This is a genomic window from Actinosynnema sp. NPDC049800 (assembly GCF_040656635.1).
Lineage (GTDB): Bacteria > Actinomycetota > Actinomycetes > Mycobacteriales > Pseudonocardiaceae > Actinosynnema.
On record NZ_JBFAMT010000014.1, the window covers coordinates 37,601 to 60,034 of the forward strand.

Below are 22,434 nucleotides of genomic sequence, written 5' to 3' on the forward strand. Positions count from 1 at the left end.
CCCCCACCGTCATCGCAGCGTGGCCGGGAGTGCGTCCAGGCCGAAGGTCAGAGAGCCGTCGCGGTAGCGCACGGCGGTGTCCGGGGCGAGCCGGGCGGCCGGGAAGGACTCGAAGAACGCCGGGAGCACGGTGCGCATCTCCAGGCGGGCCAGTGGGGCGCCGAGGCAGAAGTGGATGCCGTGGCCGAAGGCCAGGTGCCGCGCTTCCGCACGCCCCGGTTGGAACTCGTCGGGGTCCGGGTACCGGCGCGCGTCCCGGTTGGCGGCCGCGAAGGAGCACAGGATGCGGTCCCCTGCCTCGATCGTGGTCCCGGCGACGACGGTCGCCCGCCGCGCGGTCCTGGGCAGCGAGAAGTGGAACACGGTCAGGTACCGCAGCAGTTCCTCCACTCCCCGGACCAGCGACTCCTCGTCGCGCAGCACCGTCTCGCGGTGCTCTGGGAACTCCAGGAGCAGCAGCAGGCTCTGCGCGATGAGACTGGCCGTCGTCTCGTGGCCGGCGAGCAGCAGCAGGTTGCCGGTGGCGACGAGTTCGGCGTCGCCCACGCTCGAACCGTGGCGAGCGATCAGCGCACCGAGCAGCCCGTCACGGTCACCCGGCTCACGCCGCAGCCGCGCCACGAGGTCGCTCATGTAGGCCTGCATCTCCGCCCGGTTCTCCGCCCTGGCCAGGGCGGGCAGGCGGGTGTCGATGGCGATCGCGCTACGTCGGCAGAACTCGTCCCGATCCGTGGGGGGCACGCCGAGCAGCTCGGCGATGACCACGGCGGGGACCGGCTGGGCGAACGACGTGACGAGATCGGCCCGCTCCTGGCCGCGGAGCCCGGCCAGCGCGTCCCGGGTCGCGGCGGCCACCACTGCCTGAAGGCCCGCGACGCGCCGGGAGCTGAACTCCGCGGACAGCAGGCCACGTAGCCTGGTGTGCTGCGGGGGATCCAGCCCGAGGAGTGATCCCGGACCCGTTGGCGAGGCGTCCCCGCCCGGTCCACCGGCCGGCAGGCGCAGGACGTTGCTGAACAACGCGGGATCCCCGAGGACCTCGTGGATGTCCGCGGGCCGGGTGATCAGCCAGGTCCGTCCCCGTCCAGGGGTGACCATCGGCATCGAGATCTCCACGATGCCGCCCGCCGCGTCGACCGCCAGCAGCTCCGGTGACGGGTGCAGGGGTCGGTGGGGGTCGCGGCGCATCGCCAGCGGGGAAGGGCTGCCTACGTCGGACACCGCCATCAGGTGGTCGCGATCTGGGTGGCGAGCGCCGACGACAGCGCGGCAACGGACGGGTGGTCCCACATCATCGTCGCCTCGACGGGGATACCGAGGTGGTCCTCGATATCGGCGACGATGGCCAGTGCGTACAGCGAGTCGACGCCGTAGTCGGCGAGCGGGGTGTCCACATCGATCTCGGCGGGCTCCCGCTTCAGGTGCGTGGCAAGGCGTTCGACGAGCCAGACGCGGAACTCGGCCTCGTCGAAGTCGGCGGACACCATGGTGTTTCCCCTCTCTGGAACGGAATCGGGCGCGTCACGGGCGTGCCTGGGCCGTGAAGCCCAGGCCGCGCCGTGCGGTCGTGCGGTGGGCGGCCTCCTCCACGAGGAACTCCGCCAGTTCGGCTGGGAGGCTCCTCGGTCGGTTCCACGCCGCGTTCCTCAACCTGTGCAAGACGGCCGCGAGCCACCGCTGATCCGCCGTGAAGGTCGTGGTGTCCACGGCGGCGGTTGTCCGCCGCCAGGTCTCGAAGCAGGCGCTCGCCACCAGGACGCGGACGTACCGGGTCACCAAGTCGTAGCTCCGCGGATCCGCGGCGACTCCCAGCGAGGTGACGTCGAGGTCCCGGCAGCGTTCGGTCAGGACCCGGTGCTCAGCCGCGAAGAACTCCGCGGCCTCGGCGACGTCCGGGCGGAGCAGGCCCGGCCGGGATGCCGCGAGGCCCGTGGTCAGGGCCCCCGAGAGCCCTTCCCGGCCGGCAGCGCTGATCGCGAGGGCGTGGAAGTCCAGTGCCGGCAGGGTTCGGCCGGCGACGAACACCTCGTCCGGGACGACGCCGGGTTCCGCCCAGCCACGCCGGGCCAGCAACGGGAGCTGGGAGAGCAGCGACACCTGGCACGCGGCGCGGGCGGCGTGCCCGAAACCGGCGGGCTGGACGTCGCGGAGGAGCTTCTGGAAGATGGCGGCCTCCCCGTCGCGCACGTAGAAGTGGGCGCCGAGAACCTCCGACAGGTCGTTCATCGCGTCGATGAGGATCTTCGACACGAAGAACTTCACCGCCTGGGCGTAGATCGCGGTCTCGCCGGGGAGCACGTGCAGCGCGCGGGTGGCCACGGACGCGAGGCAGTCGGCCGCGAGAAGATCGGCGTACGCGCCGGCGATCACCGATCGCACGTGCGGCATGTCGACCACCGGACCGCCGTACAGCCGCCTTCTGGTCGAGTGACGAAGTGCGACCTCCAGCCCGGTGTCCAGGACGCCGCAGAACATCGACACCAACGTCGTCCTGGTGATCTGGAACGAGCGCAGTGCGGTTTCCAACCCCGACCCCGGTCGCCCCATCAGCGCCGAGTCCGGCACCGGGCAGTCCCGGAACTCGATCCCGCCGAGTTGGACGCCGCGCATTCCCATGGTTCGGAACCGCGGGAGGTAACCGAAATCGCCTCCGTCGAGCGACGCCTTGTCGATCAGCAGCTGGGAGTGGCTCCGGGCGCCCTGCCGCGCGGCGGTGCGAGCGAAGAGCACGAACGCCTCACTGCGCTGGATGTTCGTGACCACTTCCTTGCGGCCGTTCAGCGTGATCCGGCCGGGCTCGAGACTGGCTCGGCACTCGGTCTCGGCCATGTCGTTGCCGTGGGACAGCTCGTGGTATGCGACGGCGATCCGACCACCGGAGAGGAGCAGGTCGGCGGCGGACCGCTGTTGTCGAGGGCTTCCCGCGGTCCAGATGTTCACGCCGGCGATGAGCGAGCTCGCGCCGTACCCGAGCCCGAGGCAGGGGTCGCGGCGGTAGACCGAGCGCATGATCTCGACCAGGTCGTCGAGGCGGTCCAGTCGGCCGCCGAGCCGTGCCGGCACGAACTCCGCGTTCAGACCGAACTCCGTGAGCGCCTGTTCACCGGGCCCGAACATGGTCTCGGCCTCGTCCGCGTCGAGGATCCGGTCGAAGCCGAGGGGGTTGCCGGGCTCGAACGGGTCGCCGAACTCGTGCTCGAGGCGGGCGAGCCGCCGCGGACCGGGAGTCGGGTTCACAGCGGTGTCACCCCGGTTCCGAACAGTGCCGGCACCGGCCCGCCCGCCGCCGCGAGCAGGTGGTCTGCCAGCGCCTCGAACGCGTCGCCGTGCGTGTCCGCCGTCCCAGATCTGTGGGGCAGCTTCTCTTCTATCACCGCGAGGGCGCCGCCGAGCCACAGTCCCGCGGCCCACAGGGCGTCGCCGTCGCCCGGACGCGGTTGGCCCCGCGTCCACAGGTGGCACGCGGCCGCTGCGGCGAAGCAGAGCTCGAAGTCACGCGCGACGTCGAAGGCTTCCTGGGGGATCCGGTGTGGCTCCCAGGACTGCTCCGCCATGCGGGCCCTGGTGATGCGCAGCGACTCCCGGGCGGCGGAGGCGGCCGCCGCAATCCGTTCCGGTAGTTCGCCGGCCGCGGCTTGGCGCGCGATGACGTCGCAGTCGGCGTCGAGCCCATCCACGAGGGAGCAACGACGGGACAGCACGCTCAGGCGTGCCGCGCCCAGCGGCTGGGTCTCCTCCGCGAGGGGACTGCCGTTCCCGCTCGCGCCGGGAGCCGTTCTGGCGAGCAGGGGGAAGTGCTCGATGAGCTGGTTCCGGCACACCGCGGTGCCGCCGTCGAAGATCGCGACGATGCGATGATCCCGGTCCAGTTTCTGGAACGCCCGGTACGGCTCGTCCGCGGACAGGAAGCCGCGCAGTCCGAGGACCTCGCCGACCGCGGAGATCGCTTCCTGGCAGAGCTCGGGGACGAGCGCCTTCACGACTGCCGAGACGACGGCCATCTCGCCGGGCGCGGTCGCCGCGAGCCGCGCGGCGGCGAAGACGACCGCCTCGGCGACGTGCAGTGTCGCGACCGCCCGTCCCAGTTCGTGCCGGATGTTCGGGAGGTCCGCCAGCCGCTTGCCGTAGAGAGTTCTGCGGCTCACGTAGTCCGCGCCGAGTGCGATCGCGTGCTCCACGGCGCCGAGCGACAGCCCGCAGCAGACGGTCCGGGTCAGCTGCAGGGCCTTCAGCGTCGTCTCGATGCCCGTGCCCGGCGCGCCGATCAGCGCCTCGGGACCGAGCTGCGCCGCCGCGAACGCGATCCCGCTGATGTCCGCTCCGCGGATGCCGTGTGTCGCCACCTTGGGCAGCGCACTCCACGTGCGCGGATCGGCTTTGCGCTTGTCGAACAGGAACAGGCTGAACCCGCGCGCGCCACCTTCCGGCTGGGTCCTGGCCAGCACGCAGACCAGGTGCCCGCGCGTGGCGTTGTTGATCAGCCACTTCTCGCCGGTCAGGCGCCAGCCGTCCGCGGTCGGTTCAGCGCGGACACCGCCGGCCAGCAGGTCGCCGCCGTGCCCGCGCTCGGTGAGTCCCCATGAGACGACGGCGCCGTCGAGGATGTCCGCGGCCAGCCGCTCGCGCTGGTCGGCGTTGCCGGCCAGCCATACGCTCACCGCTCCCAGGAACGTCTTGGCGTGCCCGACGGCGATCGTGATGTCCCGGCGGGCGAGGAGCCTGATGAACCAGGTCAGGTCGAGCAGTCCGCCGGGCCCGCGATCGAGGTAGAAGCCGGCGGCTCCCACCTCGTCGAGGAACTTGGCCGCGTCCTCCGGGAACGCCTGCCGGTCGTCGAGGGAGAGCAGGTCCTCCTGCCACAGCGGGCCGCCGGGGACCTCCGCCGCGGTCAAGGCCTCCTCGATCCTCGCCGGCGTGCCGCCGATCGCCTCCTTCATGCGGCCGTCTCCGGCTCACCGAACGGGATCGACGGCTCGACCGATGACCACAGCGGGGCCGTCTCCCCGGCCAGGAACGCCTTGCGCACGGCCAGGCGCTGGACCTTCCCACTCGTGGTCCGCTGCACCGTCCCCCGGCGGACCAGTTGCAGCCCGCTGATGGTCACGCCGATCTCGCGCGCCACGGTCTGCCTGATCTCCGATGCGATGACCTCAAGGCGGTCCGCCTTCACGCCGGGCCGGATCTCGTGGACCAGCGCGACCAGTTCGGCGCCGTCGACACCCGGCACCCCGAAGGCCGCGCCGAACAGGCCGCGCAGATCGGGGATCTCCTCGCGGACGAGGTGCTCGATGTCCTGCGGGTAGAGGTTCCGTCCACGTGTGATGAGCAGTTCCTTGATACGACCGGTGACGAAGAGCTCACCGCCGTCGAGCACCGCGAGGTCACCCGTCCGCAGGTAACCGGAACGACCGTCCGCGGTCGTGCCGTTGAAGACCCGTTCGGTCTCCTCGGCGTTTCGCCAGTAGCCGGTTCCGATGCCCGGGCCGCGCAACCACAGCTCGCCGACCCGTCCCTCCGGGCGCACCTCACCGGATTCGGGATCGACGACCAGGGCGTCCAGGTCGCGCACCGACCCGCAGCTGACCAGCTCACGAGTGGCCGACGGGCGCTCGCCGCCGCCGGCCTCGGCCAGCGTTCCCCCGGCCAGGGCCGCGTCGTCGACCCGGCGGACCACCGGGGTGCGGCGGCCGGTTCCCGAGACGAACACGGTGGCCTCGGCGAGCCCGTAACAGGGGTTCAGCGCCTCGGGGCGCAGCCCGGCCGGTGCGAAGCGCTCGGCGAAGGCGGCGAGGGTGTTCGCCCGCACCGGCTCGGACCCGTTGGACGCGTACCGCCAGCGGGACAGGTCGAGCCCCGCCAGCTGCTCATCGGTCACCGTCCTCGTGCACAGGTCGTAGGCGAAGTCGGGGCCCGCCGACCAGTCGAGGTCGTGCTCGTCCACCAACTCCAGCCACCGCACCGGCCGCTTGAGGAACGCCGTCGGGCTCATCACGGTCACCGAGCTGCCCACGTACCACGCCGGCGTGATGAGCCCCGTCAGCCCCATGTCGTGGTAGTGGGGAATCCAGGAACCGAACTTGGTCGTCGCGGTCATCCCGAACGTCGACACCAGGGTCGCCGCGTTCTCGACGATGTTGCGATCGGTCAGCATCACGCCTTTGGGGCTGCCGGTCGAGCCCGACGTGTACTGCAGCAGAGCCAGCGAGTCGGCCCGACCGTCGAACCGCGGCGCCTCGACGAGTTCTTCCTCGTCGAGCGGCATCACCAACACCGGGAGACGGTCCTGGCCGGAGATCCCGGCGAAGGCCTCCACCTCGGCGCGAACCGTCGCGGTGGTGAGGACGGCGCGTGGTTCGGCGTCCTCCGCGATCGCCGACACGCGCCGCTGCTGGTGTTTGTAGCTGCCCGGCAGCGGTGACGGGACCGCGACCACGCCGGCGTAGAGACAGCCCAGGAACGCAACGGCGAAGTCGACACCGTCGGGGAAGAGCAACAGGGCCCGGTCCCCCGGCACGCAGACCCGGCCGAGCGCGGCGGCCACGCACCGTGCGCGGAGATCGAGCTCGCGGTAGGACAGTGCGGTGGTGCCGTTCGGCGTTCCCGGATCGGTGACGTGGGCGACGGCCAGGGCATCCGGCCGGGCGGCCACGTGTTCCCGGATCACCTCGACGAACGGGGAGAGCACGGTGGTTCGAGAAGGCAAGGACATCAGCGAGCCACCACCTCACGGGGCAGCCCGAGGCCTGAGCGGATCGCCATGAGTCCTCCTTGCTGTCTTCCGGAAAAAGGCGGGATCGGAGATCACGGCCTGGAAACGCAATTCACCCGACATGTCAGGCACGGCTCGACAGGCAGTCACGTGGGGAGTCTTCGAGGAGGACGGATCTCGGCATAGAACCCATCCACTGAGGACTCGACGTCCACGTCCGCCATTGTCCGATACAGGCGAAACGCCCGTGTCAGGAAGACTGCCTCGGCGAGTTCATCTCAGCGCACGAGACACCATGAGCTGCCCCCGGTATCGAAAGTTGCGATGTCTACTCTCGATGTTTCGAGATCGAGGCTAGGGATCTCCGCGCTGGCATGTCAAGGCGGTTCGACGGTGAAGAGTCCGGCGCGCACACATCTGGCCGCACAGCTTGGGTTGACGGCCGCTGAGCCTCGGTGATACTGTCGTGAATCGGGTCGAAAGTTTCGGACCCGGGGTTCGCATTCAGCTGGTCGACAAGGGCGCTGTTATCCAATGGACCGCTCACGCTCCCGGCGATAATCTGAAAATTAATTCGACACTGGACAGCTGCCGCATTGACGAGACGGCGAGGTGGAGGGTTACCGTGCACAACCGACGGCCAGTCGAGCGGGTCGCCGATGGATGAGCCCTCGGTCGCGCTCCTGGCCCAGCCTCGCCCGGTTCACTTCGCACACTGCTCGCGGCGTTCCGGGGACATCGGCTGGGCGCAACAGATCCAGTGGAACTCGATCAACGGACTGGCCGAGCGCACCAGCGCGAGTTACGACATCTGCCTGAGCGTGGAGGTCCCGGCTGGTACCACCGTCGACGACTTCATCGCTGCCATAGGCCGCATGGTGAGCCGACATGAATCCCTTCGCACGAGATTCCACATCGTCGACGGCCGCCTCGTCCGCCAAGAGGTCGTCGGCAGCGGGTTCGTGGAGGTCACCCAGTACCACGTGCGCACCGGTCACACGCCCACGGACGAGCTCCTGCGGAACCGGGTCGGCGCCGAGGTGCTCGACATCGAGAACGGGCACACGTTCCGCGCGGGTTTCGTCGCCGCAGCCGGAGAGGTGACGCATGCGGCCTTCGACGTCTCGCGGATCGTCGCGGACGCGGGTGCCTGCGAGAACGTGGTGTCGTCATTCATTTCGGAGCTCCGGGCGGTGAAGAGCGGTGCGTCCGCGCGACCGGAACCGGTCTTCCAGCAACTCGACCAGGTCGAGTGGGAGGCCGGCGTGGAAGGGCGGCGCGCCGAGCACCAGGCGTTGAACTACTGGCGGGAGAAGATGGCCATGGTTCAGGCGCTGCCCCGGCCTCCCGTTCTCGACGGCGGAACCGTCCGCTCCGTCATCGTGTCCGCCGAACCAGTCCTGCGTGCCGCCGATGACATCGCACGGATGTTCGGAGCCAGCTCCTCCGGTGTCATCCTCACCGCTTTCCTGCGCGCTGCCGCGCAGACCCTCCGACTGGACACAATCGGCTGCTACCTGCATTCGTCCAACAGGTCCGACCCGGCACGCCAAGGCTCGATCACCCGGCTGAAGAACCTGACCGTCCTCGTGTGGTCACCTGGCAGCACCGACCCCCGGTCCGCGGTGCGCGAGGTGTTCCGGAACTCGCTGGAGGCCTATCGCCACGCCCAGTCCCCCGGTGCGCTGTTCCTCCCGCGACTGGATCTGGCGTCGGAGAACACCCCGTTCATCCACTTCAACGACGTGCGCTCGATCGTCCCCATGGACGGGCTGAAGGGAGCGGTCCACCAGATGGGTCCCAGGGCAGCGGTAGATGCGGCAAAGCCCGTGATGAAGGAGACCGCGCCGGGTTATGCGGCTGGGCCCACCCTCAACCTCGGGGTCGGGGCGATCCAGGGCGCTTCCCGGGAACCGATCCTGCGGGTCGAGACCAACCTCCTGCGCACGGAGGGCATCTCGCTGCTCCTGGAGCGCATGAACAGCTTCCTCGCCAGGGCTGTCCTCGTGCCGTCCGCCGGGTCGCAGGCCTGATGCCGACGGACAGCCTGGCCGACCCGCGGTTCACCCTCGGCGCGTTCCGCCCGTCCGCGTTGCGCGAGATGGCCACCGAGCGGGTCAAGCTGCTGCGCTTGTTGCGGCACGCCGGTGTCGGGACAGTGGCAACGCTCGTCGGTGCGCAGGCGGTCGGTGTGGCGACGGCCGCGTTGGGTGCTGTCTCGACGGGTTGGCTGATCGGCGCGGTCACGCAGAGCGATCGGTTCGCGCAGGTGCTCGGGCCGCTGCTGGCGGTCGTGGGGATCATCCTGGTCGACCGCGTGGCCCAGGTCGCGCTGGTGCTGCCGTCCGCGCTCGCGGCACGGCGGGTGGACGGAGCGGTGCGCCTGCTGGTGCGCCGGATCGCGCTGGCGCCCGAGGAGATCGGGCATCTCGCCGACGCGGAGTTCCGTGACGACGTCGAGCGTGCCTGCGACCTCGGCGTCGGCTGGCGAACCCGGTCTCCCGGCAACGCGGCGGTCGGCCAGTTGACGCTCGTGTTCCGGGTCGTCACCGGTCTGGTGTCGGCCGCGGTCCTCGCCGTGCACTTCCCGTGGCTCGCGGTCGGCCTGTTCGCGGTCTCGCTGTTCATCCGGATGCTCACCCGCCGGCAGTGGATGTGGCTCGCGGCCATGGACGACTCCCGAATGAGCGAGCACCGCAAGGCGCAGTACTTCGCCGGGCTGCTCACCGAGGCCGGACCGGCCAAGGAGGTTCGGCTGTTCGGGCTGGCGGACTGGCTGCTCACGCGGTTTCGAAGCGCGAACGTCGCCGCGCGCAGCCCGATGTGGGAAGCCCGTTCATCCGTGCTGAAGCGCCAGGGCCTCACGTTCTCGCTCACGGCCGGCAGCGCCGCCGTGACGTTGGTCGTGCTCGGCGCTTCCGGGCAGAGCCCGGCGACGGTGGCGCGCTGCATCGTCGCGGCCTGGGTGGTGATGGCTCTGACCAACCTCGGCCAGGAGGCCTTCGACATCGACTACGGTGTGGCGGCCGTGCGCGCCCTCGACCGGATGGCCTCCCGGCACGCTCCGTCGACCCGTGGCTCCCGACCGCTGGTGTCGACCGGCCGTCCCCCGCACGTGCGCTTCGAGAACGTCACCTTCACCTACCGAGGCACCGGCCGGCCGGTGCTCGACAACCTCTCGCTCGAGATCCGGCCGGGCGAGACGCTGGCCATCGTCGGCGTCAACGGCGCGGGCAAGACGACGCTGACGAAGCTGTTGGCCGGGCTCCACCACCCCGACTCCGGGCGCGTCCTGGTCGACGGCGTCGACCTGCGCGAGCTCGACCTCCGGGCGTGGCGCGCACGGATGACCGCGCTGTTCCAGGACTTCATCCACTACGGGACGACCGGTGCCGACAACGTCGCGTTGTCGGCACCGGAACACTTCGGCGACACCGCCGGTATCCATGCCGCGATCGAGGCGGCCGGCGCCGACGAGGTCGTCGCCGGGCTTCCCGACGGGATCGCCACGAGGCTGTGGCGCGGCGGCGAGCGCGGTGTCGACCTGTCCGGCGGGCAATGGCAGAAGCTCGCGATCGCGCGTGCGTTGTTCGCCGCGGCGCACGGACGTGAACTGCTCGTGCTCGACGAACCGACCGCCCACCTGGACGTCGAGGCGGAACAGGAGTTCAACAACCGGGTGACCGCAGGCGCCGCCGGGGCGTCGGTCGTGCTGATCTCCCACCGGCTCTCCAACGTCCGGGGGGCCGATCGGATCGTCGTGCTCGAAGGCGGCTCGATCACCGAGTCGGGCACCCACGAACAGCTCATGGCCGCGGACGGCAGCTACGCCGCGCTGTTCCGCCTGCAGGCGTCGCGGTTCGCGAGGGCGGAGGCGTGATGAGCCGGGCGAGGCAGAGCATCGCGGTGCTCCGTCATCTGGCCGCGTTGTCGTGGCGAGTCAGCCGCGCGGGCTCGATCGTGACGGCGGTGGTGTTCCTCGCCGTGGCGTTCGGCAGCGTGGGCGTGGCCCAGAGCCAGCGGTGGCTGATCGACGGGCTGGTGAGCCATGCTCTCGACCCCGGCCTGACCTGGCTGGTCATTCCCGTGGTCGTCGTCGCGTTCGCGCAGGTCGCCTCGACCATCGCGACCCGCGTCGCCGCACACCTGCGGGTGAACCTCGTGCACAAGGTCGAGGCCGAGCTGTCCGAGGAGGTCTACCGCTACGTGGCGCGCGTCCCCTCGATCGAGCACCTGGAGCGTTCCGCGTACCTGGACCGCGTCTACCTCGCCGCCAAGGGCAGCGGGGCGCTCGCCTCGTACGGGTGGTCGATCGCGGAAACCGGTGTCTGCGCGCTGATGCTCGGCCTCAGCGTCTGGCTGCTCGTGCTCGTGCACCCGGCCCTGCTACTGCTCGGGCTCACCACGCTGCCGCTGATGCTGCTCGCGAGTCGCGGGCAGTCCGCGCTGCGCCTGGTCCACGACCAGCACGCCGAGGTGGCGCGCCTCGAGGCGAACCTGCACGGTCTGTGCCTCGACGCGGACGCCGCCAAGGAGCTCCGCATCAGCGGCTCGGGGCCCGAGCTGTCGGCTCGGGCCGACCGGCTGTGGGGTGAGGTCACCGACGCCCAACGCGCGGCGCTGGCGCGTGGCACGCTGCTGGAGGCGGGCGGTTGGCTGTGCTACCTGCTCGGCCTGGCCGGCGGGTTGGCGTTGGTCGTCAACGAGGTGATCGCCGGGCGGATCGGGACGGGTGCGCTGGTGCTCGTCGTCTCCCTGGCCACCCAGCTCCGCACGCAGCTCTGGATGTTGCGCGACAACTACGCCAGAGCCGCGGACGCCGGGCGCGCCGCGGGCCACTACCTCTGGCTGCGCGACTACGCGTCGGGGTTCGACGACATCAGGACGCCCGCGCCCGAACTGCTTGCCGACGGCATCACGCTGGAGAACGTCTCGTTCCGGTACGCCGAGGGTGACGCGCCGGTGCTGCGTTCGCTCGACGCGCACCTGCCCGCGGGTTCGGTCGTCGGCCTGGTGGGCATCAACGGTGCGGGCAAGTCGACGCTGGTGAAGCTGCTGACCGGTCTCTACCAGCCGACCTCGGGGCGGATTCTCGTCGACGGGCAGCCGCTGGCCGCGATCGATCCCCGGTCGTGGGCGGCGGTGTCGTGCGGCGTGTTCCAGGACTTCGCCCGCCTGCAGCTGCCCGTGCGGGAGTCCGTCGGTGTCGGCGACCTGTCGGCCCTCGACGACACGCACGCGATCAGCCGTGCGGTGGAAGCCGCGGGCGCGGCGCGGTTCGTCTCCACGCTGCCCGACGGCCTCCACACCCAGCTCGGCACGATCTTCGGCGGCGTCGACCTGTCCGGCGGGCAGTGGCAGCGACTCGCCCTCGCGCGCGGAATGATGCGCACCGCACCGCTGCTGCTGATCCTCGACGAGCCCACGGCGGCAGTCGATCCCCAAGCCGAACACGACCTGTTCGAGAACTTCGCCCGACACGCGCGAAAAGCCGCCGCGCAGTCCGGTGCGGTCACCGTCCTCGTCTCGCACCGGTTCTCGACCGTGAGCATGGCCGACCACGTGCTCGTGATCGCGGACGGCGGGATCGTCGAGTCGGGCAGCCACCAGGACCTGCTCGAGTCCGGTGGTCGCTACGCGAAGCTCTACGCGACCCAGGCCCAGGCCTACGAAGTACGAGTGGGAAGGAGCGTCCCATCGAAATAGGTGCTGGATTCGACCTCCGGGGTGCCGGGGTGGTCATCACCGGCGGGGGTGGCGGCATCGGGTCGGCGTTGGCGCGCCGGTTCGCCGCCGCGGGAGCGCGGATCGTGCTGGCCGACGTCGACGGTGACGCGGTCGTCGAGGTGGCCGAGCAGACCGGCGCCGTCGCGGTCGTCGTGGACACGGCGAGCGAGGCCGGTGTCGGACGGCTGGTCGCGACGGCGACCGACGAGCTGGGTGCCATCGACTTGTACTGCGCCAATGCGGGCGTGGCCCCCGAGGGCGGCCCAGAGGCTCCTGCGGCCTCCTGGGCGCGGGCGTGGGAGGTCAACGTGATGGCGCACGTCCGCGCCGCCGAGCTGCTCCTTCCGGCCTGGCTGGCGCGGGGCCGCGGTCGGTTCCTCGCCACGGTGTCCGCGGCGGGGATGCTGACCACGCTCGGTTCCGCCCCTTACGCCGTCACCAAGCACGGCGCGCTCGCCTTCGCCGAGTGGCTGTCCGTCACCTACCGGCACCGTGGCATCACCGTGCAGGCGCTGTGCCCGCAGGGCGTGCGTACCGGCATGCTCGCCGGGGCCGGGCCGAGCATGCGTTCCCTCGTGGAGCCTACCGCCATCGATCCGGAGGAGGTCGCCGACACCGTCGTCACAGCCCTCGCCGACGACCGGTTCCTCATCCTGCCCCATCCGGAGGTAGCTGGTTACTACCGTGCCAAGGCCGCGGACACCGATCGGTGGATCATCGGGATGAACGCCCTGCAACGCAAGATCGAGGGCACCTGACGGGCCTCGTGCGGACCAATTCTCCGCGGTGGGCCGGTCTTCCTGTCGTTCGTGGTCGAGCGGATCGTCGATCGACCGTCCCGTGCGGTGCAGGGTCGGTCGTGCGGCAGCGAGGTCGTCGTCAATGCTCGAGGTCTGCGATCCTTCGGTCGATCTGACGCTCGTGCTGGTCGGCGTGGAGCTGCCGCGTCATGTGCGCGAGGCCGGCCATCGGCGACGCCGCCACGTGCGCGGAGTTGCTCGTGATGTTCGAGAACGAGCCGAAGTTGGTCAACGACCGACTGCGCCGTTGCCGGAACGCGCTGGTATAGCAGCCGGGGTGGTGTGGTCATGGTCGACACCCTGCCGGTTCCACATCTGCCAGCCCGTGTAGCGCGGGTTCTGCAGGATCACCGTGAGCGTCTCGACCGTCCGGCGACGCCTGGTGCGGTGGGTGTTGCGCTCGGCGTCGTGCGCGGCCGGGCACGGGACGCCGCGCTCGTTGAGATCCGGGACCAGAGCAGATCCGGACCTCGGCGGGCGTACGGACGCCGAGCTTCACAGCCCGATTACCGGGTCGACGTGTCCAGACACCGCACCAGCTACGCACGCACCTCCGTCATGATCAGCGCGACATCCGGAAGAGCACGAGGCACCTCATCTCCGTACCAGGCGTACTCGATTGCCGAAAGGTATCCACGGGTCGCCCAGAGAAGGATCTCCCCGGACGGCACACCCGAATCGTCCACCACCGTCGCATCCACCGGGATCACTCCACTGACACCCTGCGCCGGGAGAGCTCCTTCCGGAACCACGAGGTCGACGCTGACCGAATCTGCCGCCCACCGCGCAACCACCTGCACGAAGTCGACTTGAGCCCGCAATTCGACTACACCGGGGAAGTCGTTGGCGAGGATCAGTTCGACTACCGCCCTCTCGCTCGGGGTCAGGGAACGAGGAGTGGTCGCAACGGACACGTACGCCTCCAGTCGGTCATGTGTTCGGCGGCTGCCGGAGGGGGTCGTGGTCGGTGAACGCCTGCATCGGCGTGCGCGGCGGGCTGGAACGTGGTGGCGATGGTGTCGACGAGCCGCCTGGCCGCGCACCGATCGAGTCCAGTTGCACCATACCGACACCCGCCAAGACCTTGATCAACGGCCGCGAACGGGTATGACCACGTTCTACGCCACCGACGTGCCGGACTGGGGCACGGCGTGCGCGCACTGCATGGCGCTGAGCGAGCAGGTGGTGGTGTTGCCTGGACACCGGGCACCACGCGCCGGGCACCACCTCCTCCGACTCCCCCACGCCCGGTCGGCGACTGCGCACCGAGCCGAGACTGTCGGTGGAAGCTGATTAACTGGCCGGATGTTCGAAACTCCCGACGAGCTCCGCAGCCTCCAAGTCCTGCTCGACACGTCTTTGGCCGACTCCAGCAACCACCTCAAGTCGATCATCCGGCCAGGTGAAAGCACCTTGGACGCCGAGCAGGTCGTCCGAGTCTGCCAAGGCATGTGCACCCTGGCCATCGCCACGGTCACCCGGAGCGGTGAGCCGCGCATCAGCGGCGCCGACGGGCACCTCCTGCACGGCCGCTGGATCTTCGGCACCCACCGCCAGGCCGCCAAAGCCCGTCATCTCGCGGCGCGACCCGGCATCAGCGCGACCTTCATGCGCGGCGAGCAGCTCGGCATCTTCACGCACGGGCACGCCGTTCCGCTGAACCCCGAAGGGGCGAGCAGCGACCCGACGTGGCCGGCGATCCGCGACTACCTCGTCAACCACTACGACGGCGACGGCGACGACCCGTTCTGGGACGAGAACGTCTGGTATCGCATCGACCCCAGCTGGATGGTCGCCTACAGCACCGACCCCGTCGGGCTGCTCGACCAACAACCGCCGGCCTAGGAACCGCCGCCACGAAGTGTCGCTGTTGCGCTCGGGTGCGGGCGGTAGGCGTAGGCGCTTGAGCACGCGGCGCACGGTCGAGGCGGCGCCCCGGTGGCCGAGCTTGAGCAGCGCGCCCCGGATCCTGCGGAAGCCCCAGCCGGTGTTCTCCGGGCCATCCGCCCGATCAACGCCAGCACGGCATCGTCAACCGGCGGTCGCCCGATCCGGTACGGTGCTGCTCATTGCACTTGCCCCTTTTGGTAGTCATCGAATGTGGGCGGGTTGGCCCACGACCCGTAGCCCGGCGCCTTCGCGCCGGATGGGTGGGCGCCGATCGCCCGCCACAACAACCCTTCGGTGTAGGCGTCGGGAGAGACGACGAACAAGGGTTTGCGTCCATCTCTGGCGTGCGCGCCGTTTTCCCCGGCCTGGTGCTGCCCGGGCACATCCTGCCAGGGCCGGCCCTCCTCGGGCCGACTGTCATCCGGGACGGCGGGCTTCGCACCGCTCCGGCCGGGCGCCGTCCAGGCTGCCACGTCCACACGTCCGGTCAGTTCCGGGCCGTACCAGACGCCGACGTACCAGAGCTTGATGATGCTTTGCACCACTGGATCGGGAGGGACGGCGGAGGGATCGGACGAGATCGCGTTCCGGATCGCGTCCCACCCTTCTTGATTGACGACCGTTTCGTAGTACACCTCCGCCTGGCCTGTCCCCCACAGGTCGAACTCGCTGAACCCGGTCACCGCGGCGGAGAACTTCACGAATTCGCGCAGCTTGTCTTCCGTGGCCGTTCCTTGCGTCACGGTGCTTCCTCCTCGACGGTATGGAGTTCGAACGTCGGGCCGGCGTTCGCCCCCGGATGGCCGGTGAGCGGGTTGCGGATGAGGCGGTTCATGCTGTCGCGGATGCGGAACATCTCCCACACCGCCTTGAGCAGCAGGTCGGGCTGACCGTTGTAGGCAAGATTGACATTGGCAAGGAAGGTGGCGTAGGACTCGTTGAACTCCTTGGCCGCCGCCAGGATTTCCGGGTCCCCCTCGAGGTCCTTCAATTTGAGGTCCGGCTTCACCGGGTAGACGGCCGTCCAGTCGACGTTCAGTGTCGGACCGGAAGGCTTGTTCGGCTTGTCGCCCTTCTGGTAGTACTGCCCCTTCTCCAGTTGCTGGAACCTGTAGTAGTGGGCGATTTCGTCCTCGCTGTCGTAGATGCCGCCGTGCAGCCCTTCGCCCTGCTCCGCGACGAGGGTGAGCGCCGCGACCGCGGTGTCCCGCCCCGTCACCTTGATCACGTCGCCGCCACCCGAGTAGAAGTACTCGGGGGTCACCTGGCGGGCGGGATTGCCGGTGAAGATCGTCTTCCCCACCTTGCGGGCCTGGCCCTCCAGGTGGTTGATTCCGCGGATGATCTCTTCGTAGAACTCGCCGATGCTCGAGAAGCGCTGGGTGGGGTCTCCGGGGACGAGACCGAGGACGGTGCCGGACTCCTCGAGTTCCGCCAGTTCGTCCGATGACGGCGCCGAGCCGTTGGACGTCAGCCCGAGGGCCGCCCAGTCCACCGGTACGAACCTGTCTTCCTCGCTAGCCGCCTGCGCGGGCTTCTCGATCCTCAGGAACGTGGCGAGAGCCTCGGGCGAGAACGGTCGGAGATGCACCTCGAAGTCATCCGGACCAGACGGCAGGCGCGTCGGGTAGTTCGGCACGAAGCCGCGCTTGGTGAGGTCCGGCGTCCCGCCCACGGCGTTCATGACGTTCGCGACCAGGGTGAGGTGCAGCATCTCCTCGACGGCCACGACCCTTATGACGTGCCATGCATCCGAGTTCTTCCCGGGGTGCAGCGAGTAGAGGGCTGTCAGGTAGGGCGGGAGCGTCGCATGCTCCAGCTGGAGCCCCTTGTAGAGGTACTCGTGCAGCTTTTCGATGGTCTGGATCTGGGAGCCCTCGGACGGCTCCGATTCCGAAACGGACACTACTTCTGAAACGGACATGTTCTCCCGATCGTGGGCGGCGGCGGTGGCCGGTGTCGCGTTCGACCCCGCCGATCTGTCGGCCGTCTAGCTGTGCACGGTGACCGGCGCTTTCGCGGCACGCAGGTACCTGACGATGTGGGTCGAACTGCGGAAGGCGAGCGCCGCCATGGTCAGGCTGATGTTGGAAGTCGCGATGGAGGGCAAGCTGCCCGGCCCGACGAGGTAGAGGTTGTCGTGGTCCCACGAGTGCTGGGTGTGGTCGACCACCGAGTTCGCCGGGTCGGTTCCCATGATGTGGGTGCCCGCCAGGTGGTTGCCGCCCACGATGTTGTACCACTGGCCGTCGTGCTCGACGGCGCTGTAGCTCTTCTCGTCGTACTTGGTCCTGTCCTCGGCACCGAGCTTCTCGAAGATGTCGGCCGCAAGCTTGCGGGCGAACGCGGCGCCACGCATGGTGTAGGGCGGGATCTTGAGTGACACGACAGGTTTCAAGTTGCCGATGGCATCCTTGTACCGGTCGTCCACGGTGACCGTGTTGCTCTTGTCGGGGAGCAGGTCGATCATGAAGGCCAGCAGGAGCTGTCGGGAGATCTGGTTCCCGAGTGTCCTGCGCAGCTCCGACCCGCGCAGGCCCCGCTTGTCGACGAGTTCGACCAGGTCCGTGTAGGGCGAGCCGGTTGCCCATCCCCAGCCGTCGTTGTGGATGTCCACGCCGAAGCCGGCCTGGGTCCTGCGGAATCGCCCGCCGCGCAGGTCGGTGATCCCGCTCGTGCAGGTTGTGCCTCGCATCGTGCCGGCCGGCTTGGGCAGCAGGCCCCACGACAGCAGGTAGGCGTGGTCCATCAGGTTGCGGCCGATCAGCTTGCTGCGGCTCATGCGCTGCATGTCGGAGGCCAGCATGAGCCGGGCGTTCTCGATGGCGTGCGCGCAGAGAATGTAGACGGTGCCCTTCACCGTGTACGTCTCGTAGCTGTCGGAGTAGAGCGACTGGTACTTCTTGATGGTGATCCCGGCTACTCGGCGGTTCTGCTCGTTGATCTCCACCTTGGACGCGACGGCTTGCGTCACGATCTTCACGTTGCCCTTGCGGAGCGCCTTGGTCAGCGTCTTTCCCGCGTGATACTTGGCCTGTACGGGGCAGAGCGGGACGCAGTTGGTGTTGCCCTGGCAGCGCTCGCCTTCTTCGGCCTGGCTCGTGCTCACCGCGCCGACCGGGACGAAGCCCTTGCCGCCGTCGTACGCGGCGTTCGGCACGCCGTTGCGGGCCTGCGGAAAGCTCCGCACCCGGAGGGTGTAATCGTCGTCCGCCAGGTTGACCCGCATGCCGTCCACGCCTCGGGCGACTGTCTGGTCGAGGTAGGACGGCGGCATGCGGTGCATCGGGAACACGTATCCCTCAGGGAAGTGCATTCCCAGGTATGCCTGGTCCTCGACTTCGGCGGCTACGCCCAGTTCGGCCTCGGCCTGCCGGTAGTAGGGCTCCAGGTCGTCGTAGCCGAGCGGCCAGTTCAGGCCCTGGCCGTACTTGGTTTGCAGGTCGAAGTCCTCGGGAAGCATGCGCAGCGCTTTCCCCTCCCAGTGCATGGAGGTGCCGCCGAGAACCCGGGTGAAGGTGGTGTCCGTGCAGTACCTGTCCTCTTGTACGAGGTAGAAGTCGTCTCGGGGCGTGTCCGGACGCACCGGCATGGTGTCGGTGCTCCTGGGCATCCGGGCATTCGGGTTGAACGGGTACGGAGACTGGTTGTCCTTGACGACCGCGCCGTAGAACCGCGACAGGTACGACTCGTACTCGGCGAGGTCCAGGTCCTTGCCGGGGCCGGCTTCGAGGATCAGCACGCTGTAGCCCGCTTGGCTCAGCCGCTCGGCGACGATGGAACCTGCCATGCCGGCACCGACGACAACGGCGTCCCAATGGCCTTGCGCGGCCTCTGCGGCGCTGGTCTGCGTCGCGGCACCGGCCGGGAAAATAATTTGGTCTGCATCATCGAAAGATGTCATTGATACCCCTTTCCACGTCTGGGGTGACCTCACCCGGTTACGGGAATAATTCCGGTGACAGATCCCACCAGTCGTCAGAACGGATGGTGATCGAATGACTATCCGAGGCCCGCCACTGCCACTGGCAAATAGAGGACCTGCTCAGAATCCGAGTTCAAGCCGAAGAACCGAGTCGAGCAGGCATCGCGTCGCCCACCGACGAACTGCTAAGGGATTCCAGTGATCCCCAGCGGCTCCCACCTCCAACCGCGGCCACTCGCCGCGTTGTCGGCCGGTCCGCCTACGCCGCATACGAGAATCACCCTCCGCTTTGCCATTGACCACCTCCGACGCCGCTCGCCGATCCACCGGGATCACGGCAAGGGGCCTCGGCACGAGGCTTGCATATGGCGCTGTCTCCCGCACCGGGTCTTGTCGGTGAATCCACCGTTCGGGTGTAGTAAAAGAGCCTTTTCAGCGTTGCCTCTCCAGATCGAGGACGCAGGGCGATTGCGTGGTCGGACAGCAACGCGCTGAACTGGGAGTTTGCGGGGTGAGCGGCCTCCGCGGAGGCGACGGCGGCGGGTGAGCCCGCATCGGTGATCATGGAGTTGCGACGCTTCACGACTCCGAGGAAGACCCCACCCTCCGGTGCACGTGCAGATCCACATCCACGGCGAGGTCACCGCCGTCGACCCGGTCGAGTCCAATCAGGTCGACCTCGCCTCACCGCCGAGTCGGGCGCGCACCAGCAACGCCGCGGCCCGGCTCTATTCGCGCCGGTGCTGTTCGAACCGAGAACCACTCCCGTTCGAATCGAGGAACGACGACGCTGAGCACACCGTGGCAGCAGTCCGGGAGCGCGTCGACCGCCAATGGTGTCCCCGGTTGGAAGCATCGAGCGGCCACACCGTCATCGCGCGGTGGCGCGAAGGAGTTCTGCGAGCTGCTCCTGTGCTGCGTTCAACGGTCGCCTGGGCAGGAAGAGCGTGCGGTCGACCGAGGTCGAGGGGCCGGCAAGGGGGATGGTGCGGATTCCGGGGAGGGTTCGGTGGGTGATCGCAGAGGAGACTGCCATGCCGATGCCGGTTCCGGCGGCGACATGGGTGCCGATCGTGTCGATGTCCTGTGCGGTGCGGACGATCCGCAGGGTGGCGCCGGACCGTTGGAATGCCGCGATGAGGCGGTCGCAGAGGCCGCTGTTGACCTGGTGGGGCCAGGTGAGGACGCCGAGGCCGGAGAGGTCGTCGGTTCGTAGTGAGCGTCGCGCGGCGAGGGGGTGTCTGTCGGCGATCAGGGCGACGAATCGTTCTCTGGAGAGTCTGGTGGCCGTGACGCCGGTAGAGGCGACGGGACCCCATCCGATGCCGATGTCGAGTGTTCCGCGTTCGAGGGCGTCGAGTTGGGCGGCGGTGTCCATGCGACGTGGTACGGGCGTCACGTTGGGCAACTGCGCGCGTAGTTCCGGTAGGCAGCGCAGTAGTAGGTCGTGCCCGATGTCTTCGGCGTAGGCGACGGAGAGGACTTCGGTCGCCTCTCGCGCGAATGTCGTGCCCACCTCGTAGGCGCGGCGTACTTGCAGCAGCGCGGCACGTGCCTCGGGGAGGAGGCGTTCGCCCAGTGGGGTCAGTCGCACCTGTCGGCTGGTGCGGTCGAACAACCCGCCGCCGATCTGCGCCTCCAACTTGCGAACGGCCTCGCTGACCGTGGCCTGCCCCAGGAAGATGCGCTCGGCGGCACGACCGAAGTGGAGTTCCTCGGCGACCGCGACGAAGCACTCGAGCCGACGGAGATCGAGTTCCACGCTCGGAGGGTAGTCGATGCACCCGCAGTCATCGATCGGCCGCACCGATCGCTGTGGTCTTCAAAGACGCGTTGCTCGCCGGCTCCGCACCAGGCTGACTGGGGATGCGCCACCAGACGCGGTCGCGCATGGCATCGACCCACTCGAGGAACTCATGACAACCGTCTCAGTCGTCGTTCACTCGCGGCAGGGCCGCGGACAGGCACTCGCGGAGCACATCGCCGCCGGGGCGGAGGACGTCGACGGAACCGACGTCCACCTCCTGCAACTCCTCCCGGAACAGGTCACCGACGGCCGCTGGGCGGATGCCCGCATCAAGGCGCGCCTGGCCGAGTCCGACGCGATCATCTTCGGCTCGACCACGTACATGGGCAGCTTGTCCTGGGTGTTCAAGGCGTTCATGGAGTCCGCCTTCGACGAGTGGTTCGTGCAGGGCTGGAAGGACAAGTTCGCCGGCGGCTTCACCAACTCCGCCTCCCAGAGCGGCGACAAGCTGATGTCGTTGCAGCAACTGGCCGTCTTCGCCGCCCAGATGAACATGTTCTGGATCCCCGTCGGCGACCCGCCCGGGAACAACTGGAGCGGCGGGAGCCGCGACGACGTCAACAGGCTTGGTTCCTGGCTCGGCGTGATGAGCCAGAGCAACGTCGACCAAGGCGCCGAACTGGCCGGAAGCCACGGCGACATGGTCACCGCGCGGCGCTACGGCGCCCGGGTGGCCCGGGTGACGGCCCGTTGGGTGCACGGCAGGGCCTATCAGACCGAACGCATCACCGAGACCGAACTACGCGAACTCAACAACCGCGTGACGACCGAGGCAGCCACCACGCACTGACGACGTGTCCGGAATCCGTCCCACGATCGGCGATTCAGCGTCTTCGACAGGTGCGGGCGGGGGGGCGGAAGGCTCCGGTGTCAGCCGGTGAGGCCGGCGTCGTGGGCGAGCAGGGCGACCTGGGTGCGGTTGTTGAGATCGAGTTTGGTGAGTATGCGGGAGATGTGGGCTTTCACGGTGGCCACGCTCATGAAAAGCTCGCCCGCGATCTCGGCGTTGGACTTGCCCCGCCCGACGGCGACGGCGACCTCGCGTTCGCGTTCGCTGAGCCGATCCAGCGCGGTGGTGGCGTGCCGTTGCCGGGCGGCGGCGCCGGTGTCGCTGAGGTGGGCGATGAGCTGTCGGGTCACGGTCGGCGACAGGATGGGTTCGCCGGCCGCGACCCGCGATATCGCGCGCAGGATCTCGGCGGGTGGGGTGTGTTTGAGCAGGAAGCCGCTGGCCCCGGCGCGCAGCGCGCGCAGGACGTGCTCGTCGGCGTCGAAGGTGGTCAGGACGATGACCTCGGGTGGGTCGGGTCGGGCACGCAGCTGTTCGGTGGCGGCGAGGCCGTCGAGGATGGGCATGCGGATGTCCATCAGCACCACGTCCGGGGCGCAGGCGTCGACGGCGGCGGCTACTTCGCTCCCGTCGCCGGCCTCGCCCACCACGGTCAGGTCGGGCGAGCCGCCGATGACCATCGCCAGCCCGGCCCGCACGAGCGGGTCGTCGTCGACCACGAGGACCCGCACCGCTGCGTTCACGTCGGGCTCCTTCTCTCCGCCCAGCCGGGCCGCGGACCGACCC

The 22,434-nt window shown here is 69.1% G+C and carries 19 protein-coding genes; 6 read left to right on the forward strand and 13 right to left on the reverse strand.

Annotated features, from left to right (window positions below):
* Positions 1-9: 9 nt before the first annotated feature.
* Genes AB0I91_RS18845 through AB0I91_RS18865 form a run of 5 tightly spaced genes read right to left on the reverse strand, consistent with a single transcriptional unit; the run spans position 10 to position 6,709 of the window.
* Positions 10-1,221: a cytochrome P450 gene (locus AB0I91_RS18845; RefSeq protein ID WP_499616812.1), complete on the reverse strand. Its 1,212-nt coding sequence runs from the start codon at positions 1,219-1,221 to the stop codon at positions 10-12.
* A 5-nt stretch (positions 1,222-1,226) separates the two neighbouring features.
* Positions 1,227-1,487 (reverse strand): acyl carrier protein, encoded by a 261-nt coding sequence (locus AB0I91_RS18850; protein ID WP_498783727.1) that lies wholly within the window; start codon positions 1,485-1,487, stop codon positions 1,227-1,229.
* Positions 1,488-1,521: 34 nt separating this feature from the next.
* Positions 1,522-3,237, reverse strand: coding sequence for an acyl-CoA dehydrogenase family protein (locus AB0I91_RS18855; protein ID WP_499616809.1), 1,716 nt, complete (start codon positions 3,235-3,237; stop codon positions 1,522-1,524).
* On the reverse strand, positions 3,234-4,937 hold the full coding sequence (locus tag AB0I91_RS18860; RefSeq protein WP_499637781.1) for an acyl-CoA dehydrogenase family protein: 1,704 nt from the start codon (positions 4,935-4,937) through the stop codon (positions 3,234-3,236). Before AB0I91_RS18860 ends, AB0I91_RS18855 begins: the two co-directional genes overlap by 4 nt.
* The gene (locus AB0I91_RS18865; protein WP_498783733.1) at positions 4,934-6,709 is read right to left on the reverse strand and encodes a fatty acyl-AMP ligase; all 1,776 of its coding nucleotides are present in this window, start codon (positions 6,707-6,709) and stop codon (positions 4,934-4,936) included. Before AB0I91_RS18865 ends, AB0I91_RS18860 begins: the two co-directional genes overlap by 4 nt.
* Before the next feature lie 659 nt (positions 6,710-7,368).
* On the opposite strand from AB0I91_RS18865, the gene AB0I91_RS18870 reads away from it, so the two are divergent.
* From AB0I91_RS18870 to AB0I91_RS18885, 4 genes are read left to right on the forward strand one after another with little or no spacing between them, the layout of a single operon-like run.
* Entirely contained in the window at positions 7,369-8,742 is a 1,374-nt protein-coding gene (locus AB0I91_RS18870; RefSeq protein WP_499637784.1) for a condensation domain-containing protein, read from the forward strand.
* Complete coding sequence (locus tag AB0I91_RS18875) at positions 8,742-10,589, forward strand: ABC transporter ATP-binding protein (protein ID WP_499637787.1); 1,848 nt, start codon at positions 8,742-8,744, stop codon at positions 10,587-10,589. The genes AB0I91_RS18870 and AB0I91_RS18875 overlap by 1 nt, the downstream gene beginning before the upstream one ends.
* Positions 10,589-12,415 carry an ABC transporter ATP-binding protein gene (locus AB0I91_RS18880; RefSeq protein WP_499637790.1) on the forward strand — a complete coding sequence of 609 codons (1,827 nt, stop codon included), beginning with the start codon at positions 10,589-10,591 and terminating at the stop codon, positions 12,413-12,415. Before AB0I91_RS18875 ends, AB0I91_RS18880 begins: the two co-directional genes overlap by 1 nt.
* 29 nt (positions 12,416-12,444) lie before the next feature.
* Positions 12,445-13,194, forward strand: coding sequence for an SDR family NAD(P)-dependent oxidoreductase (locus AB0I91_RS18885; protein ID WP_498783740.1), 750 nt, complete (start codon positions 12,445-12,447; stop codon positions 13,192-13,194).
* Positions 13,195-13,315: 121 nt separating this feature from the next.
* Here the strand turns inward: AB0I91_RS18885 and AB0I91_RS18890 are convergent, their stop codons facing one another.
* The 3 genes from AB0I91_RS18890 to AB0I91_RS18900 form a co-directional block, all read right to left on the reverse strand.
* Positions 13,316-13,468: a hypothetical protein gene (locus AB0I91_RS18890; protein WP_498783741.1), complete on the reverse strand. Its 153-nt coding sequence runs from the start codon at positions 13,466-13,468 to the stop codon at positions 13,316-13,318.
* Positions 13,465-13,692, reverse strand: a complete 228-nt coding sequence (locus AB0I91_RS18895; protein ID WP_498783763.1) for a recombinase family protein — start codon at positions 13,690-13,692, stop codon at positions 13,465-13,467. The genes AB0I91_RS18890 and AB0I91_RS18895 overlap by 4 nt, the downstream gene beginning before the upstream one ends.
* Positions 13,693-13,775: 83 nt before the next feature.
* Positions 13,776-14,150: a hypothetical protein gene (locus AB0I91_RS18900; RefSeq protein WP_498783743.1), complete on the reverse strand. Its 375-nt coding sequence runs from the start codon at positions 14,148-14,150 to the stop codon at positions 13,776-13,778.
* 391 nt (positions 14,151-14,541) lie between these two features.
* Here AB0I91_RS18900 and AB0I91_RS18905 point away from each other — a divergent pair, with 391 nt between their 5' ends.
* Entirely contained in the window at positions 14,542-15,081 is a 540-nt protein-coding gene (locus AB0I91_RS18905; protein ID WP_498783745.1) for a pyridoxamine 5'-phosphate oxidase family protein, read from the forward strand.
* Between the two features lie 221 nt (positions 15,082-15,302).
* Here the strand turns inward: AB0I91_RS18905 and AB0I91_RS18910 are convergent, their stop codons facing one another.
* The 4 genes from AB0I91_RS18910 to AB0I91_RS18925 form a co-directional block, all read right to left on the reverse strand.
* Positions 15,303-15,869 carry a hypothetical protein gene (locus AB0I91_RS18910; protein WP_499609358.1) on the reverse strand — a complete coding sequence of 189 codons (567 nt, stop codon included), beginning with the start codon at positions 15,867-15,869 and terminating at the stop codon, positions 15,303-15,305.
* A complete protein-coding gene (locus tag AB0I91_RS18915) occupies positions 15,866-17,032 on the reverse strand; it encodes a ferritin-like domain-containing protein (RefSeq protein WP_499637795.1) in 1,167 nt (388 codons plus the stop codon). Before AB0I91_RS18915 ends, AB0I91_RS18910 begins: the two co-directional genes overlap by 4 nt.
* An 84-nt stretch (positions 17,033-17,116) precedes the next feature.
* Positions 17,117-19,030: a GMC family oxidoreductase gene (locus AB0I91_RS18920; RefSeq protein WP_499637797.1), complete on the reverse strand. Its 1,914-nt coding sequence runs from the start codon at positions 19,028-19,030 to the stop codon at positions 17,117-17,119.
* Positions 19,031-19,922: 892 nt separating this feature from the next.
* Positions 19,923-20,813, reverse strand: a complete 891-nt coding sequence (locus AB0I91_RS18925; protein ID WP_499609354.1) for a LysR family transcriptional regulator — start codon at positions 20,811-20,813, stop codon at positions 19,923-19,925.
* 154 nt (positions 20,814-20,967) lie between these two features.
* Between AB0I91_RS18925 and AB0I91_RS18930 the strand changes: the two genes are divergently transcribed.
* A complete protein-coding gene (locus tag AB0I91_RS18930; protein WP_499609351.1) occupies positions 20,968-21,648 on the forward strand; it encodes a flavodoxin family protein in 681 nt (226 codons plus the stop codon).
* Between the two features lie 80 nt (positions 21,649-21,728).
* Here the strand turns inward: AB0I91_RS18930 and AB0I91_RS18935 are convergent, their stop codons facing one another.
* The gene (locus tag AB0I91_RS18935) at positions 21,729-22,367 is read right to left on the reverse strand and encodes a response regulator (protein WP_498783757.1); all 639 of its coding nucleotides are present in this window, start codon (positions 22,365-22,367) and stop codon (positions 21,729-21,731) included.
* Between the last annotated feature and the right edge of the window lie 67 nt (positions 22,368-22,434).